Origin of the sequence: Francisella philomiragia subsp. philomiragia ATCC 25015 (assembly GCF_000156715.1) — a bacterium.
GTDB lineage: Bacteria > Pseudomonadota > Gammaproteobacteria > Francisellales > Francisellaceae > Francisella > Francisella philomiragia.
Genome location: NZ_DS999316.1, coordinates 780118 through 807065, shown reverse-complemented (window position 1 = coordinate 807065; position 26948 = coordinate 780118). Strand labels below are relative to the sequence as shown.

Sequence of the window (26948 nt, the reverse complement as noted above, 5' to 3'; positions counted from 1 at the left end):
GTAGATTCGTTATATTTTAGAGCTAGTGCTGAGTAGTTAATTTATAAATTAAAGGTATATTTGTAATGCAATTTGCTTTTTTAAATAGTAATAAGTATGCAGCGATAAACGCTCTTAAAGCTACAATAGCTGTTGCGATTGCTTATACACTAGGTCTTCTGTTAGGAAATTTTTTTAACATAGAGCAAATGTATCTTTGGATGACAATTACAGTAGTTGTTGTAATGTCTACTCAGCCTAACTTAGGAGGGGCTCTAGATAAGGCGCTAATGAGGTTTTTGGGGACGGTCACTGGAGCCTTAGTGGCTTTAGTTATTATAGCTTCAGTCCAAAATCATATTTTACAAGTAGTGTTAATTCTACCATTTATTTTTTTAGCTGTTTATTTTGCAGGAGCTTCTAAGTATAGTTATGCTGGTACTTTGGCAGGAATAACTATCATAATTATTATTCTAAATAAACAGCCGGGTGTGCAGGTAGCTATTTATAGAGCTATTGAAATATCTCTAGGTATAGCAATCTCATTATTTGTAAATAGATTTATATTTCCGATTAGAGCAGAAACACGGCTTAAAGAAAGTTATGTTAAAACAATTTCAGAGATTCATGATTTTTTTGATATTTTGTTTATTGAGCGTAATCATTCACATAAAAAACTTAGAACTAGTATATTTCATGAGTTTGCAAAACACCTTACTCTTATTAAAGAATTGAAATATGAAAAGTCTGCAAAAAAAGTGCAAGAGTTTGAGAAAATGAGCTTATATATTCGTAGACTATATAGATACATGATTGTAATGTATGAGTATATAGAATTTTCTTTTGACCCTCAAACGATAGCAGATCTTGATAAAGAACCTGCTTTTATAGAGTTTAAGAAATATATCATGAAATCGCTAACAAATGTTTCAGACGATATCAAAAAACGCAAACGTATAAGTTATAAAGAATTGTTACGTTTTGAAAGACACATTTTACCTTTATTAAAAGATGTTAGAGTTTTGAATGATAAAGATGAGAGTTTCATTTTTTATATAAAGATGTTTCTTAATGCATTAAAAAGACTTTCGTTAGAGCATAACTATATTTTGCAGATTTCCAAACATTGATAAATTAAGCCTGTTACGGTAGTATATACGCTTGAATTTTCTTATTAAAAAGCTTTTATTTTCATTTGTTACGAGGTTATATAAGTTATGAACTTGCACTCTAAAAATATTTTGATTCCAATACTTATTACAACAATTATTATAGATATTATGGGGGCAGGGCTTGTTTTTCCAATAATGCCGTCATTATTCTTTGGTCAATCTTGTGTTACTTTTGGTGATCCTGGCGGTAATTTTCAAAATTGGTATTATTCCATAGCTTTGGCTTGTTGGCCATTAGGGTTATTGATAGGCTGTCCAATAATAGGGGAGTTATCTGATAAGTATGGGCGTAAAATAATATTGATTGTAGCTTTATCAACTACTTGTGTTGCTTATCTTTTATCAGCATATGCAATATATTCTCATGATTATTTATTATTTGTAGCAAGCAGGTTTATTTGCGGTTTAGCTGGTGGAGCTTTTGAGATTGCTCAAGCTGCTGTTATTGATATATCTACAGAAGAAGATAAGTCACGAAATTTAGGTTACATAACTATGGCCGCATCTTTAGGCTTTGTAGTAGGACCAATAGTCACTAGTTTTGTATCTGTAATGGAAGTAAGCCATACCATACCATTTGTATTTGCAGCTATTTTAGCTTTAGTAAATATTGCATTTATAGTTATCATTATGAAGAGAGATTTACCAAAAAATCCAGGTTTAGTTATCCAATTAGGTACGATTTATAGGACTATATCTTTTTTATTGTCAGATAAACGTGTTAGGTTAATCGGTGTAGTTTATCTTCTTGTACAGTGCGCATGGGGGTTTTATGCTCAAGGGGTGGCGTTGTTTTTAAATTTAACATATAGTTATAACATATCTATGACAGGTGCTTTTTATGCTGTTATGGGCTTAGCCACAGCATTAGCAAGCATTTTTATACAACCAAAGATTTTTGCAAAAGTATCAAATCAAGTAGCTTTTGTGAGAGCTGCTGTTATTTGTGGTGTTGGATTTATTTTAGTATCAATTATATTTAATGAAGCGGCACAGTGGGTTTTAACAATAGTTTTATCAGCATCTCAGCTTATATGCTATACAGCGCTTCTTTCAATGATCTCAGCAGCTGTGTCTGACAAAGAGCAAGGTAAAGCTATGGGAGCAGCTGGTGCTGGTTTTGGTTTGGCATGGTTTTTAAATGATATTATGATGGGACACTTATCCTCAATATCGCCAAGTTCACCTATTACATTTGCTGGCTTTATGTATTTTATTGCTGCTATTATCTTTGTCTTTTCTATCAAAATCTTGCGTGAAAGGGTACAATAATCAGCATTAATTAAATTTGATTATTTTTCTTAAATGCAGCTAATCTCTCTTAAAAATGTAAGTTTAAACTTCGGTACTCAAATAGTTCTTGATAAGGTTAATTTAGAAGTTACAAAAGGACAAAGAATTTGTCTAATTGGACGTAATGGTACGGGTAAATCATCATTATTGAAAATTATTGAAGGTAATGTTATTCCAGATGGCGGTGAGGTAATAGTACATAATAATGCTATTGTCGCTAGTATGATCCAAGAAGTTCCTAGTGATATCAAAGGAAGTATCGCAGAAGTTATATTACAAGGTTTAGGAGAGCTTGGTGAGCATCTGATAGCATATCAGCAGACTTTAATGTCAGATCCTGAATCTAATGAGCTTGAAAAATTACATAGCTACATTGATGAAAATCATGGTTGGTCATATTTAAACGATGTTGAAGTTTTGGCTTCTAAACTTAATCTGGACTCTCAAGCTTATTTTAAAGATCTATCTGGAGGGATGAAAAGAAGAGTTATTCTAGCAAGAGCTTTGATAAAAAAACCTGATTTACTTCTTTTAGATGAACCAACAAACCATTTGGATATTGACTCTATTAGTTGGCTTGAAGAATTTTTGTCGGGCTTTGCTGGAGCTATACTTTTTATCACTCATGATAGGAAGTTTCTAAACAATGTTGCTAAAAGTATTATAGAACTTGATAGGGGACATTTATATTCATTTGATGGTAACTATACAAAGTTTCTTGAAAAGAAAGAGCAAATCCTAGATGCTCAAGACAAAGCAAATAGTGAGTTTGATAAAAAGTTAGCTCAAGAAGAAGCTTGGATTCGTCAAGGTATCAAAGCTAGACGCACTAGAAATGAAGGGCGTGTTAGAGCACTAGAGCAAATGCGTCGTGACAGACAGCAACGTAGAGAAAATGTTGGCAAAGCTGATATCAAGGTTGCTGAAGCAGGCAAATCATCTAGAAAAGTTATTCAAGCTAATAATATTGGCTTTGAGTATGATGGTAAATTTCTATTTAAAGATTTCTCTACTGAAATTCAAAAGGGTGATAAGATTGCAATTATTGGTCAAAATGGGTGTGGTAAAACAACGCTACTAAACTCACTACTTGGGTTGGATAAACCTACACAAGGTAATGTAACGTTAGCAGATAATATTAAAATCGCTTATTTTGATCAATTAAGAGATCAATTAGATGAGTCACTTAGCATTATAGATAATGTCAAAGAGGGTTCAGATTTTATCAATATAGATGGTAAGGAAACCCACGTAATTACCTATTTACAAAAATTTTTGTTTACTCCAGAGAGGTTGCATTCTCCTATTACTCATTTGTCTGGGGGAGAAAAAAATAGATTATTGTTAGCCAAAATTTTATCTAAACCAAGTAATGTGATTATACTTGATGAACCTACTAATGATTTGGACATCGAAACTCTAGAAATTCTTGAAGAAATGCTGATAAATTATCAAGGTACTGTAATTATTGTCAGTCATGATAGAGAGTTTATAAATAATATTGCGACAAGTACTATAGTTTTTGAGAATGGCAACTTACAAGAGTATATTGGTGGCTATGATAGTTGGATAGCACAACGAAAACAGCCTGTGCAACCAGCCAAAGAAACAAATAAAGCTCCACAGACAAAAAACAAATTAACTTATGAGCAGAAAAAACAGCTACGTAATTTACCAAGTCAAATAGAAAAACTAGAAGCAAATATTACTTTGATTCAACAGCAAATGGGCGAATTGGATTTTTACCAAAAATCACAATCACAGCAAAATGAAATTCAACAAAAACTCAACTCTTTAAATGAAGATCTCGAGAAAAAATATGTACTTTGGGAAGAGCTTTTAGAATTAGAATAATCAAAATTTAATTATATATTTATGTTATTATAACGGCTATGTAAGTTTAAAGATTATTTATATTGTTAAATATGAGTAGCCAAGATATCAACTCTAGAGATCTCAGAGAAGAAAAAAAAGTTTTAGCAATTACATCATTAGCAGAGTTTGCTGAACGTTATGGATATTATATAATTCAATCACTATTAATATTTTATCTGATAGATAAATTTCAAATTTCACAAGACTTATCAGCATCTTTGGTTGGTACAACTCTTTCGATGGTATATATTTCAGCTATTTTAGGAGGCTTTATTGCTGAGAGATATTTGGGATATTACCGAGCTGGTCTACTAGGTTCACTTTTCATGCTTAGCGGATTCTTTATATTGGCATATTCAACTAGTCAAAGCATGTTATATTTGGGTTTGAGTTTTATTTCTGTAAGTACAGGTCTTATAAAGTCAAATATGTCTGCCTTTATTGGGAGATTTTATGACAAGTCTAGTTTGAATGATTCAAAAAGAGATTTTGGCTTTAATATTTTCTATATGGGTATTAATTTGGGAAGCTTCGGAGCACTATTCATAGCTAGTTGGCTAAAAGATAATTATGGCTATGGAGCACCATTTTATAGTAGTATGGCAGTTAGTGCATTCATGCTTTGTCTTTTACTAGTAGGCTTTAAGTTTTTAAATAAACATATTATAGAGTTTAAACTTACTTTATCAGTAACTCTGAAAGTAACTTTATTATTAATAGTATATATAATAGTTTTATTTTATATCTTTGAACAACCAATAATTGCTAATTTATCTATATTTGTTGCTGTGATAGCATCTAAAGTGATACTTGGTATATCAATGAAGAAATCTAGTTTCAAAAAAGTGTTTGTTGCAGGAATATTTTTCTTGTTGTCTATAATATATTGGGGTCTGTACTTCCAAATATTTATAAGCGTATTGCTGTTTACTCAGTATTCAGTGGATAATTCACTATTAAATCCGAGTCAGTTTTTAAGTGTAGAATCATTAAGTGTATTATTTTTTGCAGGAATTCTAGGCAAATTTTGGATTTATTTAGATAAGAAGCGAATGAAAGTGGAAGATATTGATAAATTTAATATTGCTTTTGTTTTATTAACGATCACATTTTTAGTAATACTAGTTTCAATACTTATATCTCCTGAGCATACTAAAGTCTCAGCATATGGTATCATTTTTGCTTATATAATATTGGGTGTTTCTGAGCTATCTTTATCGGCTATTGGCTTATCAATGATTACAAAAATAGCGCCTAAAGGTTTTGTTGCTTTGTATATGGGCATATGGTTGCTTACATTGGGTGTAGGAGGTAAATTAGGAGGTTTTCTTGCTAGTTTCTTCTATATTTCAGATAGTGATTTAGGTTTATCTAAAGCTAATATGAGCGATGGTTTAGATACATTTATTGTTATAGCGATATTAACAAGTATAATAATTTTACTGCTGAGAAGGTTTGTGAATAAAAATGTATAGAATATACAAAGAATACCAGCTATTTAGCTTCCCAAGTATTTCTAAGAGTGACAGTTCTGTTAAATACTAAATTTTCATTAGTGCAGTCTTTTAAATCAGATATAAAGTAACCAATTCTATTAAATTGAAAGTGTTGTTCAGGGGTTATATTTTCTAGAGATTTCTCTACTTTAGCATTTTTAATAATCTGTAAAGAGTCTGGGTTTAGTACATCTTCAACATCATCAAAGCTTGCAGGGTTCTCGTGATTAAATAGTCTGTCATATACTCTTACTTCAGCGTCAATACAGTTATTAGCATCAACCCAGTGTATGATACCATTAGGTTTTATACCATCATTAGGTTTCTTACCGCCTAATGTTTCAGGTAAATAAGAACATATTAGTTCTATAATTTCACCATCATTATTAGTAATAACTTCTTTACACTCAATTACATAAGCATTTAAAAGCCTTACTCTCCCACTAGGACTGAGTTTTTTCATATCTTTTTCTAAGTCAAAGACGAAGTCATCTCTTTCAATGTAAATATCAGAAGATATTGTTATATCTCGGCGACCAAACTCAGAGTCTTGGGGATGGTTTGGTACATTTAATTCATGTACGGGCATATTATCTATAGTAACTTTGATAGGATCTAAAACAGCATTTTTTCTTAGGGCATTTTTGTTTAGATCATTTCTAATAGTCTCTTCTAAAACAGAGATATCAATGATTGAATCTTGTTTGGATATTCCTATCATGTCACAGAAGTTGCGAATAGACTCAGGAGTGTAGCCTCTACGTCTGAAACCTTTGATTGTTGGCATACGTGGATCATCCCAGCCACTTACGAGGTTATTATCGACTAGGTATTTCAATTTCCTCTTACTAGTTATAGTATAATTCAAATTTAGCCTTGAAAATTCAATTTGTTGAGGTTTTTGTTGAAATTCAGTTTCTTCGATAACCCAGTCATAGAAAGGTCTTTGATCTTGAAACTCTAATGTACATAGTGAGTGAGTAATAGTTTCTATAGCATCCTCTAATGGGTGTGCAAAGGCATACATTGGATATATGCACCATTTATTTCCAGTTTTTGGATGGTGTGAAAACTTTATTCTATATAAAGCCGGATCTCTGAGGTTAATATTGCCAGAAGCCATATCTATCTTAGCACGTAATGTTTTACTTCCTTCAGCAAACTCACCATTTTTCATTGCTTCAAAAAGCTTAAGATTTTCGTCTATACTACGTTCTCTATATGGGCTATCTCTACCGGGTTCTTTTAGTGTGCCGCGATATTCACGCACTTCTTCTGCTGATAAATCACAAACATATGCCTTACCTTTTTTTATGAGCAGTATTGCTAATTCATACATCTTATCAAAGTATTCTGAAGCAAAGTGAGGCTCATTTTCCCATCTAAAACCTAACCATTCGACATCTTCTCTTATTGCATTGATGTATTCGATATCTTCCTTGTCAGGGTTTGTATCATCAAAACGTAAGTTGCATTTACCACCAAACTCTTCAGCTATACCAAAATTTAGACATATTGATTTAGCATGTCCAATATGTAGATAACCATTTGGTTCTGGAGGGAAACGTGTTAGAACACTAGAGACTTTTTTTGTTCCAATATCTTTTTTGATTATATTTTTAATAAAATTAGTTTTATTTGCTTTAGTTTCACTACTCATTTTGTTGAAGAAATCATTTACTTAATATATTTAGATAATAGTTTACTTTATTACAAAAACAATAACATATTTTTTTGAAAAAAAAGTATATACTGGATATAATTTGCAGTTAAAATCTAAATGCTTCGCAACATAGGAACTTTCATTATGGATCCTTCAACCATAGACGATAACAAATATTTATATACAATCAAAGAAGTGCATCGAAATTTATCTCTAGAAGAGCTGGCTCAACATGCCAAGAGCAATACTGGTTTTGTTGGTTGCGAAGGAAAAACCTTAGTTGTTGATAGTGGTGATATCAAAGGAAGACTTCCTGATGATAAATATATCGTCGAGACTAAATATGCTAAGAAAAATATTTGGTGGCATGAAGATGGGTCAGATAATAAAAGATTAAAAAGAAAGCATTGGAAAGTAATTAAGCAAAAATTTCATCAGGATGCATCAACGAAAGATATTTTCGTAATCGATGGTTTTTATAATCATGATGAAAAGAATTCAATTGCAGTTCGCTTGATAACAACCCAGGCATCGGCAGCATATTTTTTTAAGTTGATATCAATTGCGCCTAATCAAAAACAGTCAGAAGAGTTTGAACCGCAGTGGGTGATTATGCACTCTCCAGAAACTGAGATTGATGACTATGTTGAAATAGGTCTAAACTCATCAAAAATAATAGCTACAAATCTAAAGCAGCGTGAAAGCCTATTAGTAGGGACATTATATTTGGCTGAGATTAATAAAGTATTGTTATCTGTTATGAGTTATTACCTATCATTGAATAACATAGGTGTTTTTTATTGTGCTGTTAGTGTTGATGATGAAGCTAATAGTTCTATGTTTTTTGGATTATCAGGCAGTGGTAAAACGACTTTGGCATTAGATAATAACAAAAGCTTAGTTGCTAATGAAGCTGTGGCTTGGACAGAGACACGAGGTGTGTATAGCTTAGAGTCTGGCTTAACTATCAAATCAGCAAGTTTTAAGAAAAATGATAGACGTATAAAAAAAGCACTTCAAGGCAATCTGTTAATTGAGAATCCTAACTTTGATGAAAATAAAAATATTATTTTTGGAGAAAAATCAAAATCACAAAGTAATACGTATGTAACTTTCCCGAGAGAAAATTTTGATAATATTGTAAATACAAATGATCCAAGTAAAATAATCTTTCTTGTAAAAGATGCTAAAGGGGTTTTACCTCGAGTAGCTAAACTGAGTAAAGGTCAAGCAATTTATTATTTCTTATCAGGTTATACATGTACATCTACAGGAATTGAAGCAGGCGTTACTGAGCCTAAACCAGAGTTTTCATGCTGTTATGCTCAACCATTTTTATTACTTAAACCAACTCGTTATGCTAGTATTCTGCGTCAACGTTTGAAGCATAGTGATGCTAAAATATATATGGTTAATGTTGGTTGGATTGATGGTGATTATAAAACTGGTAGACGAGTGCCTGTTGAAGAAACAAAGATGATTGTCAACTACCTGTTGACAGAGCCAGAAAATGTCAATTTCAAATTTGAACGTCAAAAATATTTTAACTTTAAAGCTTTGACTTCTATTTATGATAATGATGAGGTTATACATCTGAAAAATTTATGGGAAGATGAATCTGCATATAAAAAACAGTATAAGTCTTTAATTAAAAGTTTTATTAAAAATTACGAACAATTTGAAGAAGATGATTTCGCTGTTAAATATAAGAAATTTGAACCAAGTATATAGATACTAATTTTCTCTCTATAAAAAATATAATATATCCATTATAATAGCGCCAATACACTGAAATTTTTTATTATATGTTAATTTATCTTTTTAATTGGTTAAGTCATTACTATAAAGGTCTAGAGGTTTTTAGTAGTTATGTATCTGTAAGAATTATAATGATTTCTATAACCTCATTGTTAATAACTCTTTTTCTTGGTAGACCAATGATTAGATGGTTGCAGAAAATGCAGATTGGTCAAGTTGTAAGAGATGATGGACCACAAAGCCATTTTTCTAAGAGAAATACTCCAACTATGGGAGGGGTATTGATCCTTTCTTCAGTTATTATTTCTGCTTTGCTTTGGGGAAATTTATCTAGTATATATCTATGGATTTTAATTTTGGTAGTTATCTTCTTTGGAGCAATTGGCTTTTTTGATGACTATTTGAAGCTAGTTCTTAAGCATCCTAAGGGTTTAAGAGCTAAGCACAAATTTGCTTTACAGTCTATTTTTTCAATTATATTAGCTATAGTTCTGTTCTACCTTTTGTCTAAAAATGGTCAGATGAACCTTTCGATACCATTTACTAAAAATTTACATATTCCTATGGGAATTTTCCTGTTTGTAGTTTTGACATTTTTCATTATTAATGGAAGTAGTAATGCTGTTAATTTAACTGATGGGTTGGATGGTTTAGCGATAGTTCCTGTTGTCCTTGTTGCTGCGGGATTAGGTATTTATGCTTATATTGAAACAAATAGTATGTTAGCTAATTATCTATTATTTCCATATATAAATAATCAAGGTCTTGCTGAGGTGGCAGTTTTTTGTGCAGCTTTATGTGGATCAGGTTTGGCATTTTTATGGTTTAACTCTCATCCTGCAGAAGTTTTCATGGGAGATGTAGGCTCATTGACGTTAGGTGCTGTGCTAGGTGTGATTGCAGTAATGATCCGCCAAGAGCTAATCTTTTTTATTATGGGTTTATTATTTGTTGTAGAAGCTTTATCTGTGATGCTACAAGTAGGATCATACAAGCTTAGAAATGGCAAGAGAATTTTTAAAATGGCTCCTATTCACCATCATTTTGAATTAATGGGGTGGCCTGAGACAAAAGTTGTGATACGTTTTTGGATAGTCTCTTTAATACTTTTCTTAATCGGTTTAGTAGCTATTAAGGTTAGATAATGTTTAGTTTTTATTTTGATAATAAAAAAATTTCTAAGCTACTTATGGTTGGTTATGGCTCTACAGGCAAGTCTGTTTGTGATTTTTTAGCTAATTTTATTGATCTTTCAGTAGATATTTCGCAGAGTGATGATGATTTTATAAATTGTGATTTAGAGCAATATGATCTAATAACTGTAAGCCCAGGCATTCCTCTTAATAAGTCGCCGTATCGAGTTTTATCTAAATTTAAACAAAAAATAGTTAGTGATATTGATTTGTTTTATCAATCAATTAGAAACACTAAGGCAAAAATGATAGCCGTTACAGGATCAAATGGAAAAAGTACTATAGTAACGATGCTTGATTTTGTTTTAAGAAATCTGGGTTATAAGAGTATTCTTGTAGGTAATATTGGTACACCACCGTTAAATAAAATTGGCGAGAAATTTGATTATTGTGTTGTTGAAGTATCAAGCTTTCAAATAGATTTATTTAACAGTGTTGAGTTTGATTTAGGATGTGTAGTTAATGTATCTCCTGATCATTTAGATAGATATAAAAATTATGAAGAATATAAGCAGTCGAAGCTAAATTTAGCAAAATTTAGTAAAGATTTTTTCGTTTATGATGTACATAATACAGGCATTAAATATGCTGGGGAATATCAGATAGTAAGAGGTTCAATCTATAAAGATACAACTAAATTATTAGATATTACTGAAACAAATCTTTTTGGCGAACACAATCTAGAAAACATTATTGTTGTTTTGAATATCTTTGATAGATTCGGTATTGATATTTCTAAAGCTGTAGCTGCAATTAAAAAATTTAAAGGCTTGAAGCATCGTTGTGAAATTGTAAAAAACATAGCTGGTGTTACTTATATCAATGACTCAAAAGGTACGAATGTTGGGGCTACTATAGCTGCACTAAATAGTATAACTAGTTCAAAGAATATTATATTATTACTCGGTGGAGTTGCTAAAGGTGGTGATTTTAGTTTAATGAGTAAATCATTGGCTAAGTATGTTAAGTACGTTTATTTATATGGTCAAGATAAAGAATATATAGAGAATTACATCAAAGATCTGTGCCAGTATCAGATTTGTAATGATATGAAAGACGCATTTAGATTAGCTAGTCAAAAGGCTCAAGATAGTGAGATTGTATTATTATCACCAGCATGTGCAAGCTTTGATGAGTTCAGTGGTTATGCTGAGCGAGGTGAGGTATTTGAGAAACTTGTTGCTGAGTTAAAATAAAAATTGGGAAAGTAGAGTGCTATATAGATTAAAGCTTTTATTAAGTGGTCAAAATACAAAAAAAGAACGTGTAAGAGCGAAGTTGGAAATAGATATCTCTATAGTTTTTGTAATGCTAGGGCTACTTACTTTTGGCTGGGTTATGGTTACATCTGCGTCGATGATTGTTGCATTAGATGATTATAATAACCCATATTTTTATTCTATTAGACAGGGTTTTTTTGCAGTTATTGCAGTATTCCTTTTTTTATTGGCGTTGTTAGTACCGACTAAAAATTATGAGAAAAATTATAATGTTTTTTTCTTTGTAATGCTTATAGTGCTTGTGGCAGTATTAGTTCCAGGTGTCGGAAAAAGCGTAAATGGAGCTAGACGTTGGATACCTTTAATTATTATCAATATTCAAGTTGCAGAGTTAGCTAAACTTTTAGCAATTATCTTTTTTTCTGGATATATTGCTGAAAATCTACCCAAAATGGCTAATTTTAAAGAGGGTATTCTTACGCCTATTACACTATTAGGTTGTGTTGCAGTTTTATTGCTTATGCAACCTGATTTTGGTTCAACAGTTGTTATCTCAATATGTGTAATGGGGATGTTATTTGTATCTGGTAATAAGGTGCGTTGGTACGGTCTACTTATTGGTGCTATGCTCATTATGGCGACTATGCTTGTGATTATTTCACCATATCGTATGCACAGAATTACGGGATTCCTTCATCCATGGGAAAATGCTAATGGTTCTGGTTATCAGCTTGTTCAGGCTCTTATAGGTTTTGGTCGAGGAGGTTGGTTTGGTGATGGTTTAGGCAATGGAGTTCAGAAACAGTTTTTTTTGCCTGAGGCTCATACTGATTTTATCACTTCTGTAATTGCCGAAGAGATAGGTGTTGTTGGTCTGATGGTATTACTGGTTGTATATTTGTTTATAGTATTTAGAGCTATGAATATTGCAAAAGCAGCTTTTGAACTAAAAAGATATTATCAAGCATTTCTATCTTATGGGATAAGTTTTTGGATTGGCTTTCAGGTTTTTGTTAATATTGGCGTTAATACTGGATTGTTGCCAACAAAGGGTCTTACTTTACCACTTATAAGCTATGGTGGTAGTAGTTTGCTCATTATGTGTTTTACTCTTGGTATTCTAGTGAGGATTGACTTTGAAAATAAGCTTTTAGCAGATACCATTAATCCTAAATATATCTATAAAAAAGTAAAAAAATAGCTCTAACTATAAGAGAATATTGTTATTTTTTTGATCATCGAGTGCTTGGTCGGATTTGAAGTATTCATATTCTCTGAGACGTGATTTACCAATAGGATCATTTTTATCAATAGCTTTGGCTGGGTGGCACATTATTATTCCACCATCTTGTATATTTTTGTAGGCGTAATTTATAACTTTTTGGAAATCTTCTGCGCTACTTTCTAATGAATATACTCCAGCAAAACTTGTGTTATGCTTGAGATTGTTAGCTACTAGCATTTTATTGAGCTTTTTTGCACCGCTATAGTATATAACCTTAGATTTAAAGTCAGGTTTGGACATATTATAAGTTGAGCGAATATAAGTTTGTTTATTATACATATTGAATTCTTTATAGAGGCTTACTAGAGCTTTTCTAATAATTGGGAAATGATGCACGTGTTGATGACCATCAATAAAATCAGGCAAGTTTCCCCAGTTATCTATGAAGTATTTTATCTGATATTTCAATTCATTATAGACATCTTTATATTTTATAAATCTTAGTTGTGATTTTATAAGAAGTTTTGATACGGGTATAAAAGAGTCATTACTTACTAATGATTTAGCTTCTGTAAAAGGAGTTCCTTCCGTTAAATTTAAGTGAATACCTACATTGATAGAATTATTGTATATTCTCTTTAGCTCGGAGATACCTTGTTTAAATTCTGGCATATTAGTCATGCAACTAGTGGCATTTATAATATTTTTTTTCAAAAGTTCAACAATAGCATTATTTATGTTTTGACTCATACCGAAATCATCGGCACAAATTATAATTTTTTTAGACATATATACAACTTACTTTGTTTTAGAAAAATATTTTTTACTGCTACTCATTTTATACTGACATGGCTATAATAGCATTAGTTGAGGCTAATATTTTTATTTGATGACTAACGTTAGAAATATAAAAGATCCAAATATTTATGCAGTTATACCTGTATATAATGAAGAGGTTTTGATTGAGTCTTTTCTTAGAGCACTAGCTGATAAGCTTTTACAGATTACTCCTAATTATAAGATAGTGGTTATAAATGATGGAAGTTCAGATGGTTCTGTTGAAATAATTCAATCTTTAGTTGGGCAGATAAATATCAAATTTATAAGTTTTTCAAGGAATTTTGGACAAGAGGCAGCTATCACAGCAGGTTTAGAGGCATCTAAAAATGCAGATGCTGCGATTATTATGGACTGTGACTTCCAGCATCCTATAGAAGTTATTGACCAGTTTTATGAGAAATGGTGTGAGGGATTTTCTAATGTATATGGAGTTAGAAATCGTACAGATCAAAGTGCAACTAGAAGCTTTCTATCAGAAACCTTTTTTAAAGTTAGTAATGAGCTAATGGGGGTCAAGATTCCTGCAAACGCTGGATATTTTAGGTTATTAGATAAGCAGTGCATAAAAGCGTTTAATTCTTTACCAGAAAATGGAAGGTTTATTAGAGGGCTATTTGCATGGATAGGCTTTAAAGAATATCCTGTTCCTTTTGATGTTGCGGATAGGCAAGATGGTACAGCTAGCCGTTGGGGTTATCGTAAGCTTTTTAAGCTAGCATTTACAGGTATATTTTCATTTTCATCAGTACCATTAAGACTTATATCTATATTTGGTATATTGGTTTCTATAGTTGCTTTAGCTTATGGATTTTATATTTTTATGGGAAGCTTATTTTTTGGTGGTGATGTAAGTGGTTGGCCAACTATTGTTGTTAGTATAATGTTCTTTAGTGGCGTACAACTTATATCCTTAGGAGTTTTAGGGGAGTATATTAGTCGGATATTCGAAGAAGCAAAAAAGCGTCCACGTTATATTATTGATGAAGATGAGAGTAGAAATCTTTAGTTATATTGTAGGATTTTCTTATACTTATTTTTTAATTACACTGACAACTATATTTTTTCTATAAGTTGCTTCTATCTTAAAATCAATTTTAGGATATTTTTGTTGCAATTCGCTTAATTGATTCTCACGCATGAAAATTATCATATTATCATTTGTCTTTAGTAGTTTATCAAACTGTGTATAAGTTATTAGATATTCTGGCCATTTACCGTTATGAGAATCCTGGTATTGTTTTATGCCATAATGGAACTCTCTTGCCCAATTGTCAATTTCAGGCTTATAAGTTTTCCAGTTATAAACTATATAAATATTTTTATTTAACAATATTGGTAGATCTTCCTCGTAACCTTTTTGTTTAAGTTCATCCTCGAGTATAAAGTGTTTTGGTTGAGCCCTATTGTAATAGACAAAGGTGGTATCAGGACTAGAGTCATTGAGTATTTTTTCTACAAGTGGTTGAGATGTTCTTATATCATAAAAAGGTATTATGATTTGTCCGAGCACATTTAAGAGCATCATCACAGAAACTATAAAAATAATTGCTTGTTTGATATTATTTTTTAATGAGAGTCTAAAACTGTATGCTAAAGCCAAAGCTAGTATTACTACTAAAGCTATATAAACTAAAGGTGCTTGAGTATCTAAGATGCTTTGCTGAATTTGAGAAAATATTACAATGGCAATTGCTACAATAAAAAACAGAATGCTCGTAATTAAATGCATTTTTTTAAATGTAGATAAATTATCTTTAGTCTTTATGATTTTCTCAAACGATAAAGCCATCAAAAGTGATAACGGAGCGAATATCGGCATAATATAACTTACAATTTTAGAGCTTGGTATACTGAAAAAAATAAGAATAAGTATGCACCAAAGAGTTATCAAAAATCCTATATAATCAGATTTTCGATTTTGCCAAATGTTTTTAAATCCTTTAGGTAATCTATTGATGAGTAACATACTGAATGGTAAAAATACCGCCAAAAGAATTACAAAATAAAACCATGGGCCTATGGCATTATTGAAACCTTGTCCTACAAAACGATAAAACTGTTGAAAATAAAAAAAGAAATATAAAAAATCAGGGTTTTGTTTTTGTGCTAGTATTAACCATGGAGAAACGACTAGAGCAAATAATATTATGCCTGTTGGTACATATAGCTCTTTTAGTCTATGCCAATTATTAGTAATAAGCATCCATACGAAAACAGTCATACATGGAAAAACAATCGCGATTAGTCCTTTGGTAAGAAAAGCTAAAGCAGATACAAAGTATGCGATATACATAAGTATTCTTTTACTCTTTGTGCTTGACTGTTTTAAACTAACCAAACATAGGAAAAAAGCAATCCATAGAAGATTAGCAACAATCAGATCCATATTTGCATAGTGAGCTTCGAAAAAATAAAGTACATTCGTTGCTAGTATGAAACTTGCAAGAACTCCTGCAAATCGTGAATAGAAGTATCGTCCAAAAATATATATTGATACACAGCCGAGTATACCAAATATTGCTTGAGGTAATCTAATTGCCCAAGCATTGACTCCAAAAAAGTGCATTGAAGTTGCTTCAAGCCAATAATATAAGGGAGGTTTATCTAAGAAGGGTACACCATTGATTGTAGGGGTAACCCAGTTTCCAGATGTTAGCATCTCTCTTGCAATTTCTGGATAACGTCCTTCATCAGGGATGCTTAGATGACGTGATCCTAAAAATAAGAAAAAATAAATGATATATATAGTTAGTAATATTAAAATATCAAAAAAATATGTATTTCTTAAATTTCTCACTTTCAATGGATGGTATAAAGCTTAGATTATGTGCAAATTTAACCTTAAAAAAGATAAATCGCAAGTAGATATTAATGAACTTTAGCTGGATATTTTAAATTTCGTTAAACTGTTCTGGTTTATCTTCTTTGTTTTCAAATAAAAACTTCTGCATTTCTTCTTTAAGAAATTCTTTAGCTTTTGGTTCTATTAGATTTAAACGATATTCATTGATCAAAATTGTTTGATGAGCTAACCAAGCTTGCCATGCTTTATTAGAAATCTCTGAATGAATTTTTTTACCAAGTTCACCAGGTAGTGGTTGAAATGGTATAGCATCTAATTCTTCATTGTATTTTTTACATAAAACTTTTGTCATTATTCGCTCCTTTGAATATTTTAAATACACCTTTTTGGTTTTGGAAGTCCAGCTAATTTTGCAGCTTGTACTGCAGGTGAAACTGGGAATAGTATTTGTAGATATAAACTATTACCTATTTTCTCGCCATACTTTTCTCTTAAAGCTTTTACAAGTTCTCGAATCGCTGGAGATTTTTTGTTTTGTTGATAAAAATCGCGTAAAAAATTGATGACTAATATATGCTCATCTGTTAACGAGATTTTCTCATCATTAGCAACTTTATTACAAAAGCCAATATCCCAACTGTTAAAGTCTAATAAAAAGCCTTGCTTGTCTATGTTGTAGTTATCCACAAATATGGTAAAATTTGATACTAGTTTTTTATTACTGACAATTATAGCAAACAAGACTAATTGTTTTAATCCATAAAAAGGCATATTTGATGAAAGTTACATTATATACTACAAAATATTGTCCGTATTCTTTGAGAGCAAGAATTGCTCTGTTAGAAAAGAAAATGGCAATGGATGTTGTTGAAGCAGGAGATTTAGAGCCAAATGTTGTTAAAAAAATCTCTCCTAACGGTATTTTTCCTGTTCTTATGGAAAAGGACTATAGTATAAATAATAGAAAAGCATTATTAATATATATTGATGAGCGCTTTCCAGCGCCAAGTTTATTACCAAGTGTTGTTAATGATCGTATTAAAATACGTCTTTCTTTGGATAAGATTGATAATGAGTGGTATCCAGTACTTGATGAGATCAGAAAAAATAGAGAGAATAAAACCAAGCTAAAAGCAATTTTTAAAGATCTTAGAGAAAGCTTATTAGCTATGGAAAAAGCTTTTTCAGATTCTGATTATTTTATATCTTCAGGCTTCACTTTAGCTGATTGTTATATAGCTGCTTTAATTATTTGTTTAGAAGCAGAAGGCTTTGTAATTGATGAAGAGTATGGATCAATTTTCAATTATAAGAAACGCGTGTTTGCAAGAGATTCTGTTAAAAAAGCTAATTTAAAAGGTGGTGCTGGAGAGTCTTTGTTAAAGACTTTAAGAGCTCATCGATAGGATAAAATAACTATGTGGTATCAAGGTTTTATAGATTTTGTATTTTTTGCTTTGAGTACAGCCTTGGTTGTAATAGCTATTGTTTTTGTTGTAGGGAGCTTTTTCTCTTTACTTGCTAAAGCTAAACAAGAAGTTACAAAATTAGCAGCAGGAAAACTTGAAATAAATAAAATAGGCGATGAGTATAAATCTACTAAAGAGCAAATTTTAGAAACTTTGTTAGATAAAAAGGAATATAAAAAGTTTGTCAAAGAACAGAAAAAAATTGATAAACAAGAAAAACCTAGGCAAAGAAAGTTTATTATTAATTTTAAAGGAGATATTCACGCATCTCAAGTTGAAGATTTACGCAACGAAGTAACAGCAATTCTAGCTGTAGCTGTGGCAGACGATGAAGTGGTGGTTAGAATAGATAGTCCAGGTGGTGTTGTTAATGGTTATGGCTTTGCGGCAGCTCAGTTAGAGCGTATTAGACAAGCAGGAATAACCTTGACAGTTTGTATTGACCAAGTTGCTGCTAGTGGTGGCTATATGATGTCAGCGGTTGCTAATAAGATTATTGCTGCACCTTTTGCTATAGTAGGTTCAATTGGAGTTGTTGGTACAGTTCCGAATATCAGAGAGCTTCTTGAAAAAAATGGTATCAATGTTGAAATGCACACTTCAGGTGAGTTTAAGCGTACATTGACAACTGTTGGTGAGAATACAGAGGAAGGGCGTAAAAAGTTCAAGCAAGATTTAGAAAATATTCACGAGTTATTCAAAAAGCATATTTTGGCATATCGTCCAAATTTAGATATGCATAAAGTAGCTACTGGAGAATATTGGTTTGGTAAAGATGCTTTAGAGTTAGGTCTAGTTGATGAAATTAGAACTTATGATGATTATTTAATTGAGTTTCTTGATAATCATTATTCTGTTTATGAAGTTAGCTACGTTAGAAAAAAGGATAAAGGATTTATTAAATCTAAGCTTGCTATGATTAGAAAAACTATAACAAGTTTTTTGTATGCGCGTAAAATAATGTAGGTCAACAGTGTTATCTTTAGATATTCATCAGCAACTTCTTGATAGTTTTTTTGAGCAAAAAACAAAAAATATATTACATCATGCTCTTATTTTTAGGGTAAAAGATGCAGTATTATTAGATAGCTTTATGAATTCTTTGTGCCAGCTATTGTTGGGACAGAATGTTACTGACTATAAAGACTCTCCGTATGTAAGTGTTGCCGCTATAGAAAATGACGAAATCAAAGTTTCTGAAATCAAAAAGATAATTAAAAACTGTGAACTGACTGCGCATAATAATTTAGCTAAAATAATCATAATTGAAGAACTTGACTTGTTAAATGAATCTGCAGCTAATGCTTTACTAAAAACCTTAGAAGAACCGACAGCAGATACTTTCTTTTTGATGTTTACCAAAAACTATACAGATATTTTGCCGACGGTTAAAAGTAGATCTATAGTCTATGATATTAAATTTAGCCAAAAAGATAAATACAACTATTTAAAGTATACATTTGATATGTCTCAAGATGCTGTTGAGAAATCATTGCAAATGGCTCGTGATGATATAAATATTATAGCTAAGATTAAGCTTGAACAACATTTTTGGGTGCTTAGGAATAACTTGATGAAGGTTTTGGTTAATCAAACTAATCCTAATGTATTTTTAAAGGAGATTAATCCGTATTTTAAAGATGCATTATATTGGTTAACTAGTATAATAATAGATGTTTATAATTATAAGCTTAATGAGCAGGTAGAAGTTGCTAACTACGATAAATTAGCAGTTATAAAGTATCTTGCGACTAAATTTACAGATGATTACATATATAACCTTTATCATAAATCATTAGATGCAAAGAGTTATTTTTCAAACTTTAAGAATGTTGATAAAGAGTTAGTATTAGAAAATTTAATATTAGAAATTATAAAATAGGTAAAATAAAATGGATGTAAAACAACAACAAAATTTAAAAGCCCAAGCACATGCTTTAAAGCCAGTTGTGTTAATGGGTGAAAAAGGACTTACTGAGAATGTAATGTTAGAAATTGATCTAGCCTTAGCATCACACGAGTTGATCAAAGTAAAAGCAGGTCGTCTACCGAAACAAGAAAAGCAAGAAATTGCTGCAGAGATTGTTAAAGCTACAAAGTCCGAGCTTGTTCAGATAATCGGTAATATCTTAGTACTATACAGAAGAAATCCTAATATAAAGAAAAAGTAGGTTTAAATAAATATGAGTTTTCCAATATCACGTCCACGTAGACTTAGAGTTACTCAAGCCTTTCGAGATATGGTTGCTGAGATAAATTTGAACATAGATGATTTGATGTATCCAATATTTGTTGTGCATGGTAATGGTATCAAAAAAGAAATCTCAAGTATGCCAAATCAATATCATTGGTCAGTGGATATGCTTGATGAGCTTGTTGAGCAGGTTATAAAATTAGGTATAAAAAGTTTGATGATATTTGGTGTACCAAAAACCAAAGATCTTATATCATCAGAGAATTATGATCCAAACGGTATAACGCAACAAGCAATCAGAAAAATTAAACAACTTGCTCCAGAGCTTGTAGTAGCTACAGATGTGTGTATGTGTAGTTTTACACCTCATGGACACTGTGGTATTTTGGATGAGCATGATTATGTTGATAATGATCAAACATTAGAAATATTACAAAAAACAGCTATTTCTCATGCACAAGCTGGTGCAGATATTGTTGCACCAAGTGGAATGATGGATGGCATGATAATTGCAATGCGTCAAGCATTGGATGAGTCAGGATTTGAAACTGTGAGTATTATGTCATACTCAGTTAAGTATGCTTCAGCATATTATGGTCCATTTAGAAGTGCTTGTAGTTCATCTCTTAAGGGAGATCGTAAAACTTATCAAATGGATTATCGTAATAAAAAAGAGGCTATCCGTGAAGCTCTAGCAGATGTTGAACAAGGTGCAGACTTTATTATGGTTAAACCAGCATTGAGTTATTTAGATATTATTAATGAACTGAGTCATATAATAGAGTTGCCAATAGCAGCATATCATGTCAGTGGAGAATATGCGATGATTAAAGCTGCTGCTAATGCAGGTCTAGTTGATGAAAAAGCAATCACTATAGAAACATTGACATCGATGAAAAGAGCAGGTGCTAAAATAATTCTTACTTATACAGCTTTAGATGTTGCATCTTGGTTAAATTAAGAACTATCAAAAAATTTTAAAATAATATAGAATCGAAACTATAAGATTATTTTAGGTATCGTTACAGTGAAAAAAAAACTTAGTTTGATTTCAGTTGTATTTTTTTTATTAATTATCTCTTCATGCGCAATAATTTCACAAGATGAGTTTGTTTATTTGGGACATCCTAAGTCTTTGAGTGATTATCATATTTATTATGATAAGACAGAAAAGCTTTATCTATTTATTGATACGAAAGGGTGTTTTTATAAATCAGAAGAGTCTGGTACTTGTTTTGCGTTGGATGAAAGTGAGACAAAATACTTTCTTGACAATGTTCTTCCTAAAATGATAGCTGCTGAACATAAAGTTATAAAGCATAAACAGAAGTTTCTAAAATACTTGAAAGAAACAAACAAAAAAATTATTAGAAAAGCAGTTAAAATTAATTATGAAGTTAAACCTGTGAAGCAAATCGATATTGATAATCATAAGGAGTATCATTTAGTTAATCAGAAATATAATCTTGAAGCTAACTTAGTTGTTATAGAGAATAATGACGATATTTTAGTCTTGTATTCTGTTAGAATTCCTGAAGCTATGAAAAAACAAAAAACACCTAACAAACCATTTTTACTTGATCCTGAATATTTGCAAAAAATTATGAATAAAGATTTTATAACACGAGCAGAGAGCTATCATTCAAATAAAAAAGCAGCAAAAAAAGCGAAACAAGATGAGTTTGATAACTTTTTAAATAATGATGTAGATATATAAAAATGATAAATATTGCTTTATACGAGCCTGAGATTCCACCAAATACCGGTAATATAATCAGGTTGTGTGCAAATGTTGGCGCTAAGTTACATTTGATAGAACCATTAGGATTTAAATTAGAAGACAAGCAACTTAGAAGAGCAGGTCTTGATTATCATGAGTTTGCCGATCTTAAGATTTATAAAAATTTTGATGAGTTTTATCAGAAAAATAAACAAAATAAGATTTGGGCGTGTACAACTAAAGCGAAACAATATTATCATCAAGTAAATTTTAATTATGATGATATTTTACTTTTTGGACCTGAGACAAGAGGATTGCCGATCGACGTTTTAAAATTGCTTGAAAAAACACAGCTGAAAATTCCGATGCACAAAAATAGTCGTAGTCTTAATTTATCAAATTCAGTAGCAGTGATTTTGTATGGAGCGTTAAACAATATAGGCTTTGATAAATTAGGTCTCTTATAAAATTTATCCTTATCGAGTAAGCATTACTTACTTGCCTAATATAATTCTTGTTGAGTTATTTCAAAATTATGATTTAATTTCTGTAGATTAACTTCAGTCTACTGGCATTATGGCAAATATTAAAAAAATTATATTTATTTTATCAATTTGTTTTGTAACAGTTGCTATGGGAGTAGCTCTGCCTAATGTATATATTGTTGCTACAGGGGGTACGATCGCAGGGGTTGCTAAATCATCAACGGATTCTGTATATAAAGCTGGAAGTTTGTCTATTGATGATATTGTTGAGCAAGTACCAGCGATTAGTAGAATAGCAAATATAAAATCTGAACAGTTTTATAATATTGATAGTGTAGATATGACTATGGCAATGCGGATTAAGCTAGCTGAGCATATACAAAAATTATTAGATAATTCTAATGTTGATGCAGTGATAATTACTCATGGTACCGATAGCATGGTGCAAACAGCCTTCTTTTTAAATCAAGTTTTAGATGTTAAAAAACCAGTTGTCCTAGTAGGCGCAATGCGGGCATTTACAGCTTTAAGCAGTGATGCTCTTATGAATCTTTATGATGCGTTATTGGTTGCGGTTGATAAACAATCTTTAGATAAAGGTGTATTAGTAGTTATGAATGAAGAGATCTTAACTGCTAACGATGTTTCTAAAACTAATACAACGAATGTTGATGCTTTTAAAGCATTAAATTATGGGAAATTAGGTACTGTAACTCCTAGTAGTGTTAGCTATTATCAAACTCCTAAATATGTGGGAAATGTTGTATCTGTAGATGATCTAGAGAAAATAAAAGCATTGCCTCATGTTGAGGTTGTTTTTGAATCACCTGATGTGTCTTTAGAATTTTTAGATAGTCTTTTAGAAATTAAAGATTTAAAGGGTATTGTTCTTGCAGGACTTGGTGATGGTAATATTCCATCTAATCAGGCTGATTTTCTCAAGAAAGCAAGAGCTAAAGGTATAGTTGTTGTACGCTCAAGTTATGTAGGTTCTGGTCAGATTACACATAATTATAATAATCTGGATGATAAGTTTGATCTTGTATCGTCAGGAACTCTTTCACCAGAGAAAGCGAGAATATTTCTCCAGTTATGTTTGCTAAAAACAGACAACGTAAATCAGATCCAAAAATTATTTGATCGTTTTTAATAATTTAGATGATTACTGTTGATTAATAAGTTTCCTTTTAAATGGCGAAAGACCAAAAGATATAAATGAAACAATTACTATAGCAATTCCAATCATTAAGAAAAGGCTGGTATAGGTATTTAGAGATAGGGTGAGGGTTTCTGAAGATACTTGTTGTTTACTGATAGCAGTTAATTGAGCAACTAATCCACCTAAAATCGAAGCAAATGCCAAGAATACCCACCAAACTCCTATCATAAATCCATTAACCTTAGCTGGAGCAAGTCTGCTAAACATAGATAACCCAATAGCGGATATTAGTAGTTCTCCTAGTGCTTGAAGAGCATAACTACCAAATAGCCAGTATGATGAGATTACACCACTATGAGCTGTAAATTTAGAAATATACAGTAGTATGAAAGATAGGCCTATTACAAGTAACCCAGTAGAGAATTTGCTATATACATTTAAGCTAAACTTTGTGTTATTAGAGTGTACATAGTACATCGCTAAGATTGGACTTAAAACAAATATCCAGAAAGGATTAAGTGCTTGGAATGTCTCCGGTGCTATTATAAATCCTAAAATTGAATGATCTGTATTTTTGATAGTAAACAAGTTTATAGATGATGCCATCTGTATGTATGATATCTTATATACTATAGCCTCACACATTAGTATCAGCGCAAGCATCATCTTATAGAAGTATCCATCCTTTTTGTATAAAAATGCTAGATATATATAGATAAGTAGACAAGCAATAAAGCTCAAAATAACTATTAATTTTGCTAAGAATAAATATGCAAGTAGAGCCTTGACTATATATATCATAGCAATCACCCCTATTATTACCCAGAATAAATAACTTAATCTAAGCTTTTTGGCACCTGCGTGAGTAGAGATGTGTTTCATCGTAAAACCAAAGCCTACAAAAGTTGCTATAGCAAAGATCAAAGCTATAGAGATAACTACAAAACTTGCAGAGTAACCATAATGCTTTGCAATAGTTGGAATCGCTAAGCTACCAAGTAATGAGCCTAAATTTATAGCCATATAAAAAAGAGTGAAAGCATTACTGATTTGTCCGGAGTCACTTTTTTCATAACATTTTGATAGTAGGCTTGTAGGGTTTGATTTAAATAAGCCTGTACCGACACATATAAAAGAAAGTCCCCATAATGTTGACTCTTTATCTCCTATTGTCAATAGTGCATATCCACTTAGTAAGACAATAAGTCCTAGAACGATTGTTCTTTTTGCTCCTAGGATTGCATCGCCAATATAGCCACCTAATACTATAAACGCATATACCAGTGCTGCGAATGCAGCATAAGTTGCAATTGCCGAACTTTCGCTTAATTGAATGCTACCACGTTGTAGATAAACAACTAAAATAGCAACGAGAGCTTGATAGCCAAATCGCTCCCATATTTCTAACATAAAGATGGTATAAAAGGCCTTGGGCTGTTCAAAGATTTTTAACATAAGCTAGTTTCCAATTAATTTCTAACTGAGTCTTAAAGTAGAAATTAAAGTTAAATTTGGTAGGATTAAAGTAGTTATTTATCTCTACATTCTCTCAGGAATAGAAATTCCTAATAAATCTGTTGCTATAGTCATGGCTTTTACTGTTGCCATACATAGTGCGATTCTTGATTTTTTTAGTTGCTCATCGTTAAGATTCATAATGGGACAATTTACATAAAATCTGTTAAAGCTATTAGCAAGAGAGTATGCATATTCACAAATGTGATGAGGCTGAGAATTCTCATAAGCACGAGATACTGCAATTGGGAATTGTATCAATTGTAATTGTAGTTTTTCTTCGTGCTCATTATCTGCTTTTGTTATTCTGTATTCTTTAGCTAGAGAGTTGATGTCATAATTATCTCCGAAGACTTTTCTCAAAATAGCTTTTGCTCTAACTGTTGTATATAGTAGATATGGACCAGTTTTACCTTCGTACTGTGCAAACTTCTCTAAGTCAAAAATATAGTCATTAGCGTAGTTGTTAACCAAATCACCAAACTTAATAGTTGCCATAGCGATTTGATTAGTAATATTCTCATCATTCTCATCAGGCATTCTTTTATGAGCATAATTTTTTGCTTGAGATATTAGATCTGAAAGATGCATTACGCCACCTTCACGTGTTTTAAATGGACGACCATCTTTTCCATTGACGGTGCCAAATGCAACATGCTTAAGTTTACATTCTTCACTAACTACTTTTGTTCTCTTAGCAACACTAAACACTTGTTTAAAGTGAAGGGATTGTCTTTTATCCACCACATAAATTATTTCATCAGGGTTTAAATCTTTAGCACGCTGCCATAGTGTCGCAAGATCGGTCGTGCCATACATTACACCACCATCTTTTTTGATGACTATAAGTGGAGGAACACCTTCTTTATTGGTGTCAATGACCCATGCTCCTTCATCTTCATATATGAATTTATTTGTCTTAAAATATGCGATCATTTCGTCTACAAATTTATTTGCATCACTTTCGCCGAGCCATAAGTCAAAATGGACATCTAAACTATCAAAATCTTTTTTAATAGCTTCTATAGATATTCTCACAAAATGTTGCCATAGAGCTACATAACCCTTGCGACCTTGTTGAAGTTCAAAAGTTGCCTGTCTTGCTTTATCCATTTCGATGATATCAGATTTACATCTTTTTGAAGCTCTTGGATATATTTCAGCTAACTCTTGGACTGTTACAGGAGATTCTTTAGGGTATTCACCATTATAGTTTTCATCGAAGTACACGAGATCAGGGGATTCTAGTTTTATTTCTTCTATCAACATACCCATTTGAGTACCCCAGTCACCAAGATGCACATCTGATATTACATTATCATTGTAGAATCTATGTAATCTTTGGAGAGCATCGCCTAATAATGCTGATCTGATATGACCAACATGCATTGGTTTAGCAACGTTTGGACCACCAAAATCTAAAACTACTTTTTTTGGCTTTGTATTATCTTGTACACCAAATTTAGATGAATTAAGAAACTTATCAGTTGTAGCAGCTAGAAACTTATTAGATAAAGATATATTTATAAATCCAGGTTTTGCAACCTCAAGCTTATAGAAAATATCTTCATTCTCAATTTGTTCAATTATTTCTTGAGCTATTACTAGAGGTGCTTTTTTGGCAAATTTGGCTAGAGGCATCGCGCCATTGCATTGAAAGTGGCCGACACCTTCACGAGTAGATGTTACAACTTTAGCAAAACTTTGAGAGTATCCTAACTTTTCAAATGCTTGTGCAAATATGTCTGATAAATGGTTTTCTATATTCATTGAGATAATCCAGTTCTTTGTTTTAGAAGTTACCGTCTTTAAATTAAAAATGGAAAAAATTAGTAAATGTAGATATAATATCACGGTTATTTTTAAAAACTCAATAAAATTAAGGCTTT

General features: G+C 31.6%; 24 protein-coding genes. 17 read left to right on the top strand and 7 right to left on the bottom strand.

Translation table 11 applies throughout. The features are described from left to right. The first annotated feature begins 65 nt into the window (after positions 1-65). The 4 genes from FTPG_RS09260 to FTPG_RS09245 all read left to right on the top strand — a co-directional run bounded on the left by FTPG_RS09260 (position 66) and on the right by FTPG_RS09245 (position 5794). Positions 66-1109 carry an FUSC family protein gene (locus tag FTPG_RS09260; RefSeq protein ID WP_004288206.1) on the top strand — a complete coding sequence of 348 codons (1044 nt, stop codon included), beginning with the start codon at positions 66-68 and terminating at the stop codon, positions 1107-1109. An 87-nt stretch (positions 1110-1196) separates the two neighbouring features. Beyond that, positions 1197-2423 (top strand): MFS transporter, encoded by a 1227-nt coding sequence (locus FTPG_RS09255; protein WP_004288205.1) that lies wholly within the window; start codon positions 1197-1199, stop codon positions 2421-2423. 33 nt (positions 2424-2456) lie between these two features. Beyond that, entirely contained in the window at positions 2457-4298 is a 1842-nt protein-coding gene (locus FTPG_RS09250; RefSeq protein WP_004288204.1) for an ATP-binding cassette domain-containing protein, read from the top strand. A gap of 71 nt (positions 4299-4369) precedes the next feature. Further along, positions 4370-5794 carry a peptide MFS transporter gene (locus FTPG_RS09245; protein WP_004288203.1) on the top strand — a complete coding sequence of 475 codons (1425 nt, stop codon included), beginning with the start codon at positions 4370-4372 and terminating at the stop codon, positions 5792-5794. 19 nt (positions 5795-5813) lie between these two features. Here FTPG_RS09245 and FTPG_RS09240 read toward each other — a convergent pair whose 3' ends face one another. After that, positions 5814-7475, bottom strand: coding sequence for a glutamine--tRNA ligase/YqeY domain fusion protein (locus FTPG_RS09240; protein WP_004288202.1), 1662 nt, complete (start codon positions 7473-7475; stop codon positions 5814-5816). A gap of 147 nt (positions 7476-7622) precedes the next feature. Here FTPG_RS09240 and FTPG_RS09235 point away from each other — a divergent pair, with 147 nt between their 5' ends. The 4 genes from FTPG_RS09235 (at position 7623) to ftsW (ending at position 12850) form a co-directional block, all read left to right on the top strand. After that, entirely contained in the window at positions 7623-9209 is a 1587-nt protein-coding gene (locus FTPG_RS09235; protein ID WP_004288201.1) for a phosphoenolpyruvate carboxykinase (ATP), read from the top strand. 74 nt (positions 9210-9283) lie between these two features. Next, the gene (mraY, locus tag FTPG_RS09230; RefSeq protein WP_004288200.1) at positions 9284-10381 is read left to right on the top strand and encodes a phospho-N-acetylmuramoyl-pentapeptide-transferase; all 1098 of its coding nucleotides are present in this window, start codon (positions 9284-9286) and stop codon (positions 10379-10381) included. Further along, positions 10381-11625: a UDP-N-acetylmuramoyl-L-alanine--D-glutamate ligase gene (gene murD / locus FTPG_RS09225; protein WP_004288199.1), complete on the top strand. Its 1245-nt coding sequence runs from the start codon at positions 10381-10383 to the stop codon at positions 11623-11625. Before mraY ends, murD begins: the two co-directional genes overlap by 1 nt. Positions 11626-11641: 16 nt before the next feature. Next, positions 11642-12850, top strand: coding sequence for a putative lipid II flippase FtsW (gene ftsW / locus FTPG_RS09220; RefSeq protein WP_004288198.1), 1209 nt, complete (start codon positions 11642-11644; stop codon positions 12848-12850). Positions 12851-12856: 6 nt separating this feature from the next. Here the strand turns inward: ftsW and FTPG_RS09215 are convergent, their stop codons facing one another. Then, the gene (locus FTPG_RS09215) at positions 12857-13663 is read right to left on the bottom strand and encodes a ChbG/HpnK family deacetylase (RefSeq protein ID WP_004288197.1); all 807 of its coding nucleotides are present in this window, start codon (positions 13661-13663) and stop codon (positions 12857-12859) included. Between the two features lie 100 nt (positions 13664-13763). Between FTPG_RS09215 and FTPG_RS09210 the strand changes: the two genes are divergently transcribed. Beyond that, complete coding sequence (locus FTPG_RS09210) at positions 13764-14720, top strand: glycosyltransferase family 2 protein (protein WP_004288196.1); 957 nt, start codon at positions 13764-13766, stop codon at positions 14718-14720. Between the two features lie 24 nt (positions 14721-14744). Here the strand turns inward: FTPG_RS09210 and FTPG_RS09205 are convergent, their stop codons facing one another. The 3 genes from FTPG_RS09205 to FTPG_RS09195 form a co-directional block, all read right to left on the bottom strand. Further along, positions 14745-16511 carry an ArnT family glycosyltransferase gene (locus tag FTPG_RS09205; protein WP_004288195.1) on the bottom strand — a complete coding sequence of 589 codons (1767 nt, stop codon included), beginning with the start codon at positions 16509-16511 and terminating at the stop codon, positions 14745-14747. Between the two features lie 94 nt (positions 16512-16605). Further along, a complete protein-coding gene (locus tag FTPG_RS09200) occupies positions 16606-16869 on the bottom strand; it encodes an oxidative damage protection protein (RefSeq protein ID WP_012279794.1) in 264 nt (87 codons plus the stop codon). A 20-nt stretch (positions 16870-16889) separates the two neighbouring features. Continuing rightward, positions 16890-17204: a TusE/DsrC/DsvC family sulfur relay protein gene (locus FTPG_RS09195; RefSeq protein ID WP_004288193.1), complete on the bottom strand. Its 315-nt coding sequence runs from the start codon at positions 17202-17204 to the stop codon at positions 16890-16892. An 89-nt stretch (positions 17205-17293) separates the two neighbouring features. Here FTPG_RS09195 and sspA point away from each other — a divergent pair, with 89 nt between their 5' ends. The 8 genes from sspA (at position 17294) to FTPG_RS09155 (ending at position 23535) form a co-directional block, all read left to right on the top strand. Beyond that, on the top strand, positions 17294-17923 hold the full coding sequence (gene sspA, locus FTPG_RS09190; RefSeq protein ID WP_004288192.1) for a transcriptional regulator SspA: 630 nt from the start codon (positions 17294-17296) through the stop codon (positions 17921-17923). Between the two features lie 12 nt (positions 17924-17935). Further along, positions 17936-18952: a protease SohB gene (gene sohB, locus FTPG_RS09185; protein WP_004288191.1), complete on the top strand. Its 1017-nt coding sequence runs from the start codon at positions 17936-17938 to the stop codon at positions 18950-18952. A gap of 7 nt (positions 18953-18959) precedes the next feature. Beyond that, positions 18960-19868 carry a DNA polymerase III subunit delta' C-terminal domain-containing protein gene (locus FTPG_RS09180; RefSeq protein ID WP_004288190.1) on the top strand — a complete coding sequence of 303 codons (909 nt, stop codon included), beginning with the start codon at positions 18960-18962 and terminating at the stop codon, positions 19866-19868. Between the two features lie 10 nt (positions 19869-19878). Continuing rightward, entirely contained in the window at positions 19879-20157 is a 279-nt protein-coding gene (gene yhbY / locus FTPG_RS09175; RefSeq protein WP_004288189.1) for a ribosome assembly RNA-binding protein YhbY, read from the top strand. 12 nt (positions 20158-20169) lie between these two features. Next, positions 20170-21141, top strand: coding sequence for a porphobilinogen synthase (gene hemB / locus FTPG_RS09170; protein ID WP_004288188.1), 972 nt, complete (start codon positions 20170-20172; stop codon positions 21139-21141). A 66-nt stretch (positions 21142-21207) separates the two neighbouring features. Further along, positions 21208-21897: an FTN_0109 family protein gene (locus FTPG_RS09165; RefSeq protein ID WP_004288187.1), complete on the top strand. Its 690-nt coding sequence runs from the start codon at positions 21208-21210 to the stop codon at positions 21895-21897. A gap of 2 nt (positions 21898-21899) precedes the next feature. Then, positions 21900-22367, top strand: a complete 468-nt coding sequence (gene trmL / locus FTPG_RS09160) for a tRNA (uridine(34)/cytosine(34)/5-carboxymethylaminomethyluridine(34)-2'-O)-methyltransferase TrmL (RefSeq protein WP_004288186.1) — start codon at positions 21900-21902, stop codon at positions 22365-22367. 109 nt (positions 22368-22476) lie between these two features. Continuing rightward, complete coding sequence (locus FTPG_RS09155) at positions 22477-23535, top strand: asparaginase (protein WP_004288185.1); 1059 nt, start codon at positions 22477-22479, stop codon at positions 23533-23535. Positions 23536-23547: 12 nt separating this feature from the next. On the opposite strand, the gene FTPG_RS09150 is transcribed toward FTPG_RS09155, so the two are convergent. After that, complete coding sequence (locus tag FTPG_RS09150) at positions 23548-24999, bottom strand: oligopeptide:H+ symporter (RefSeq protein ID WP_004288184.1); 1452 nt, start codon at positions 24997-24999, stop codon at positions 23548-23550. Between the two features lie 84 nt (positions 25000-25083). Next, complete coding sequence (gene argS / locus FTPG_RS09145) at positions 25084-26829, bottom strand: arginine--tRNA ligase (protein ID WP_004288183.1); 1746 nt, start codon at positions 26827-26829, stop codon at positions 25084-25086. Between the last annotated feature and the right edge of the window lie 119 nt (positions 26830-26948).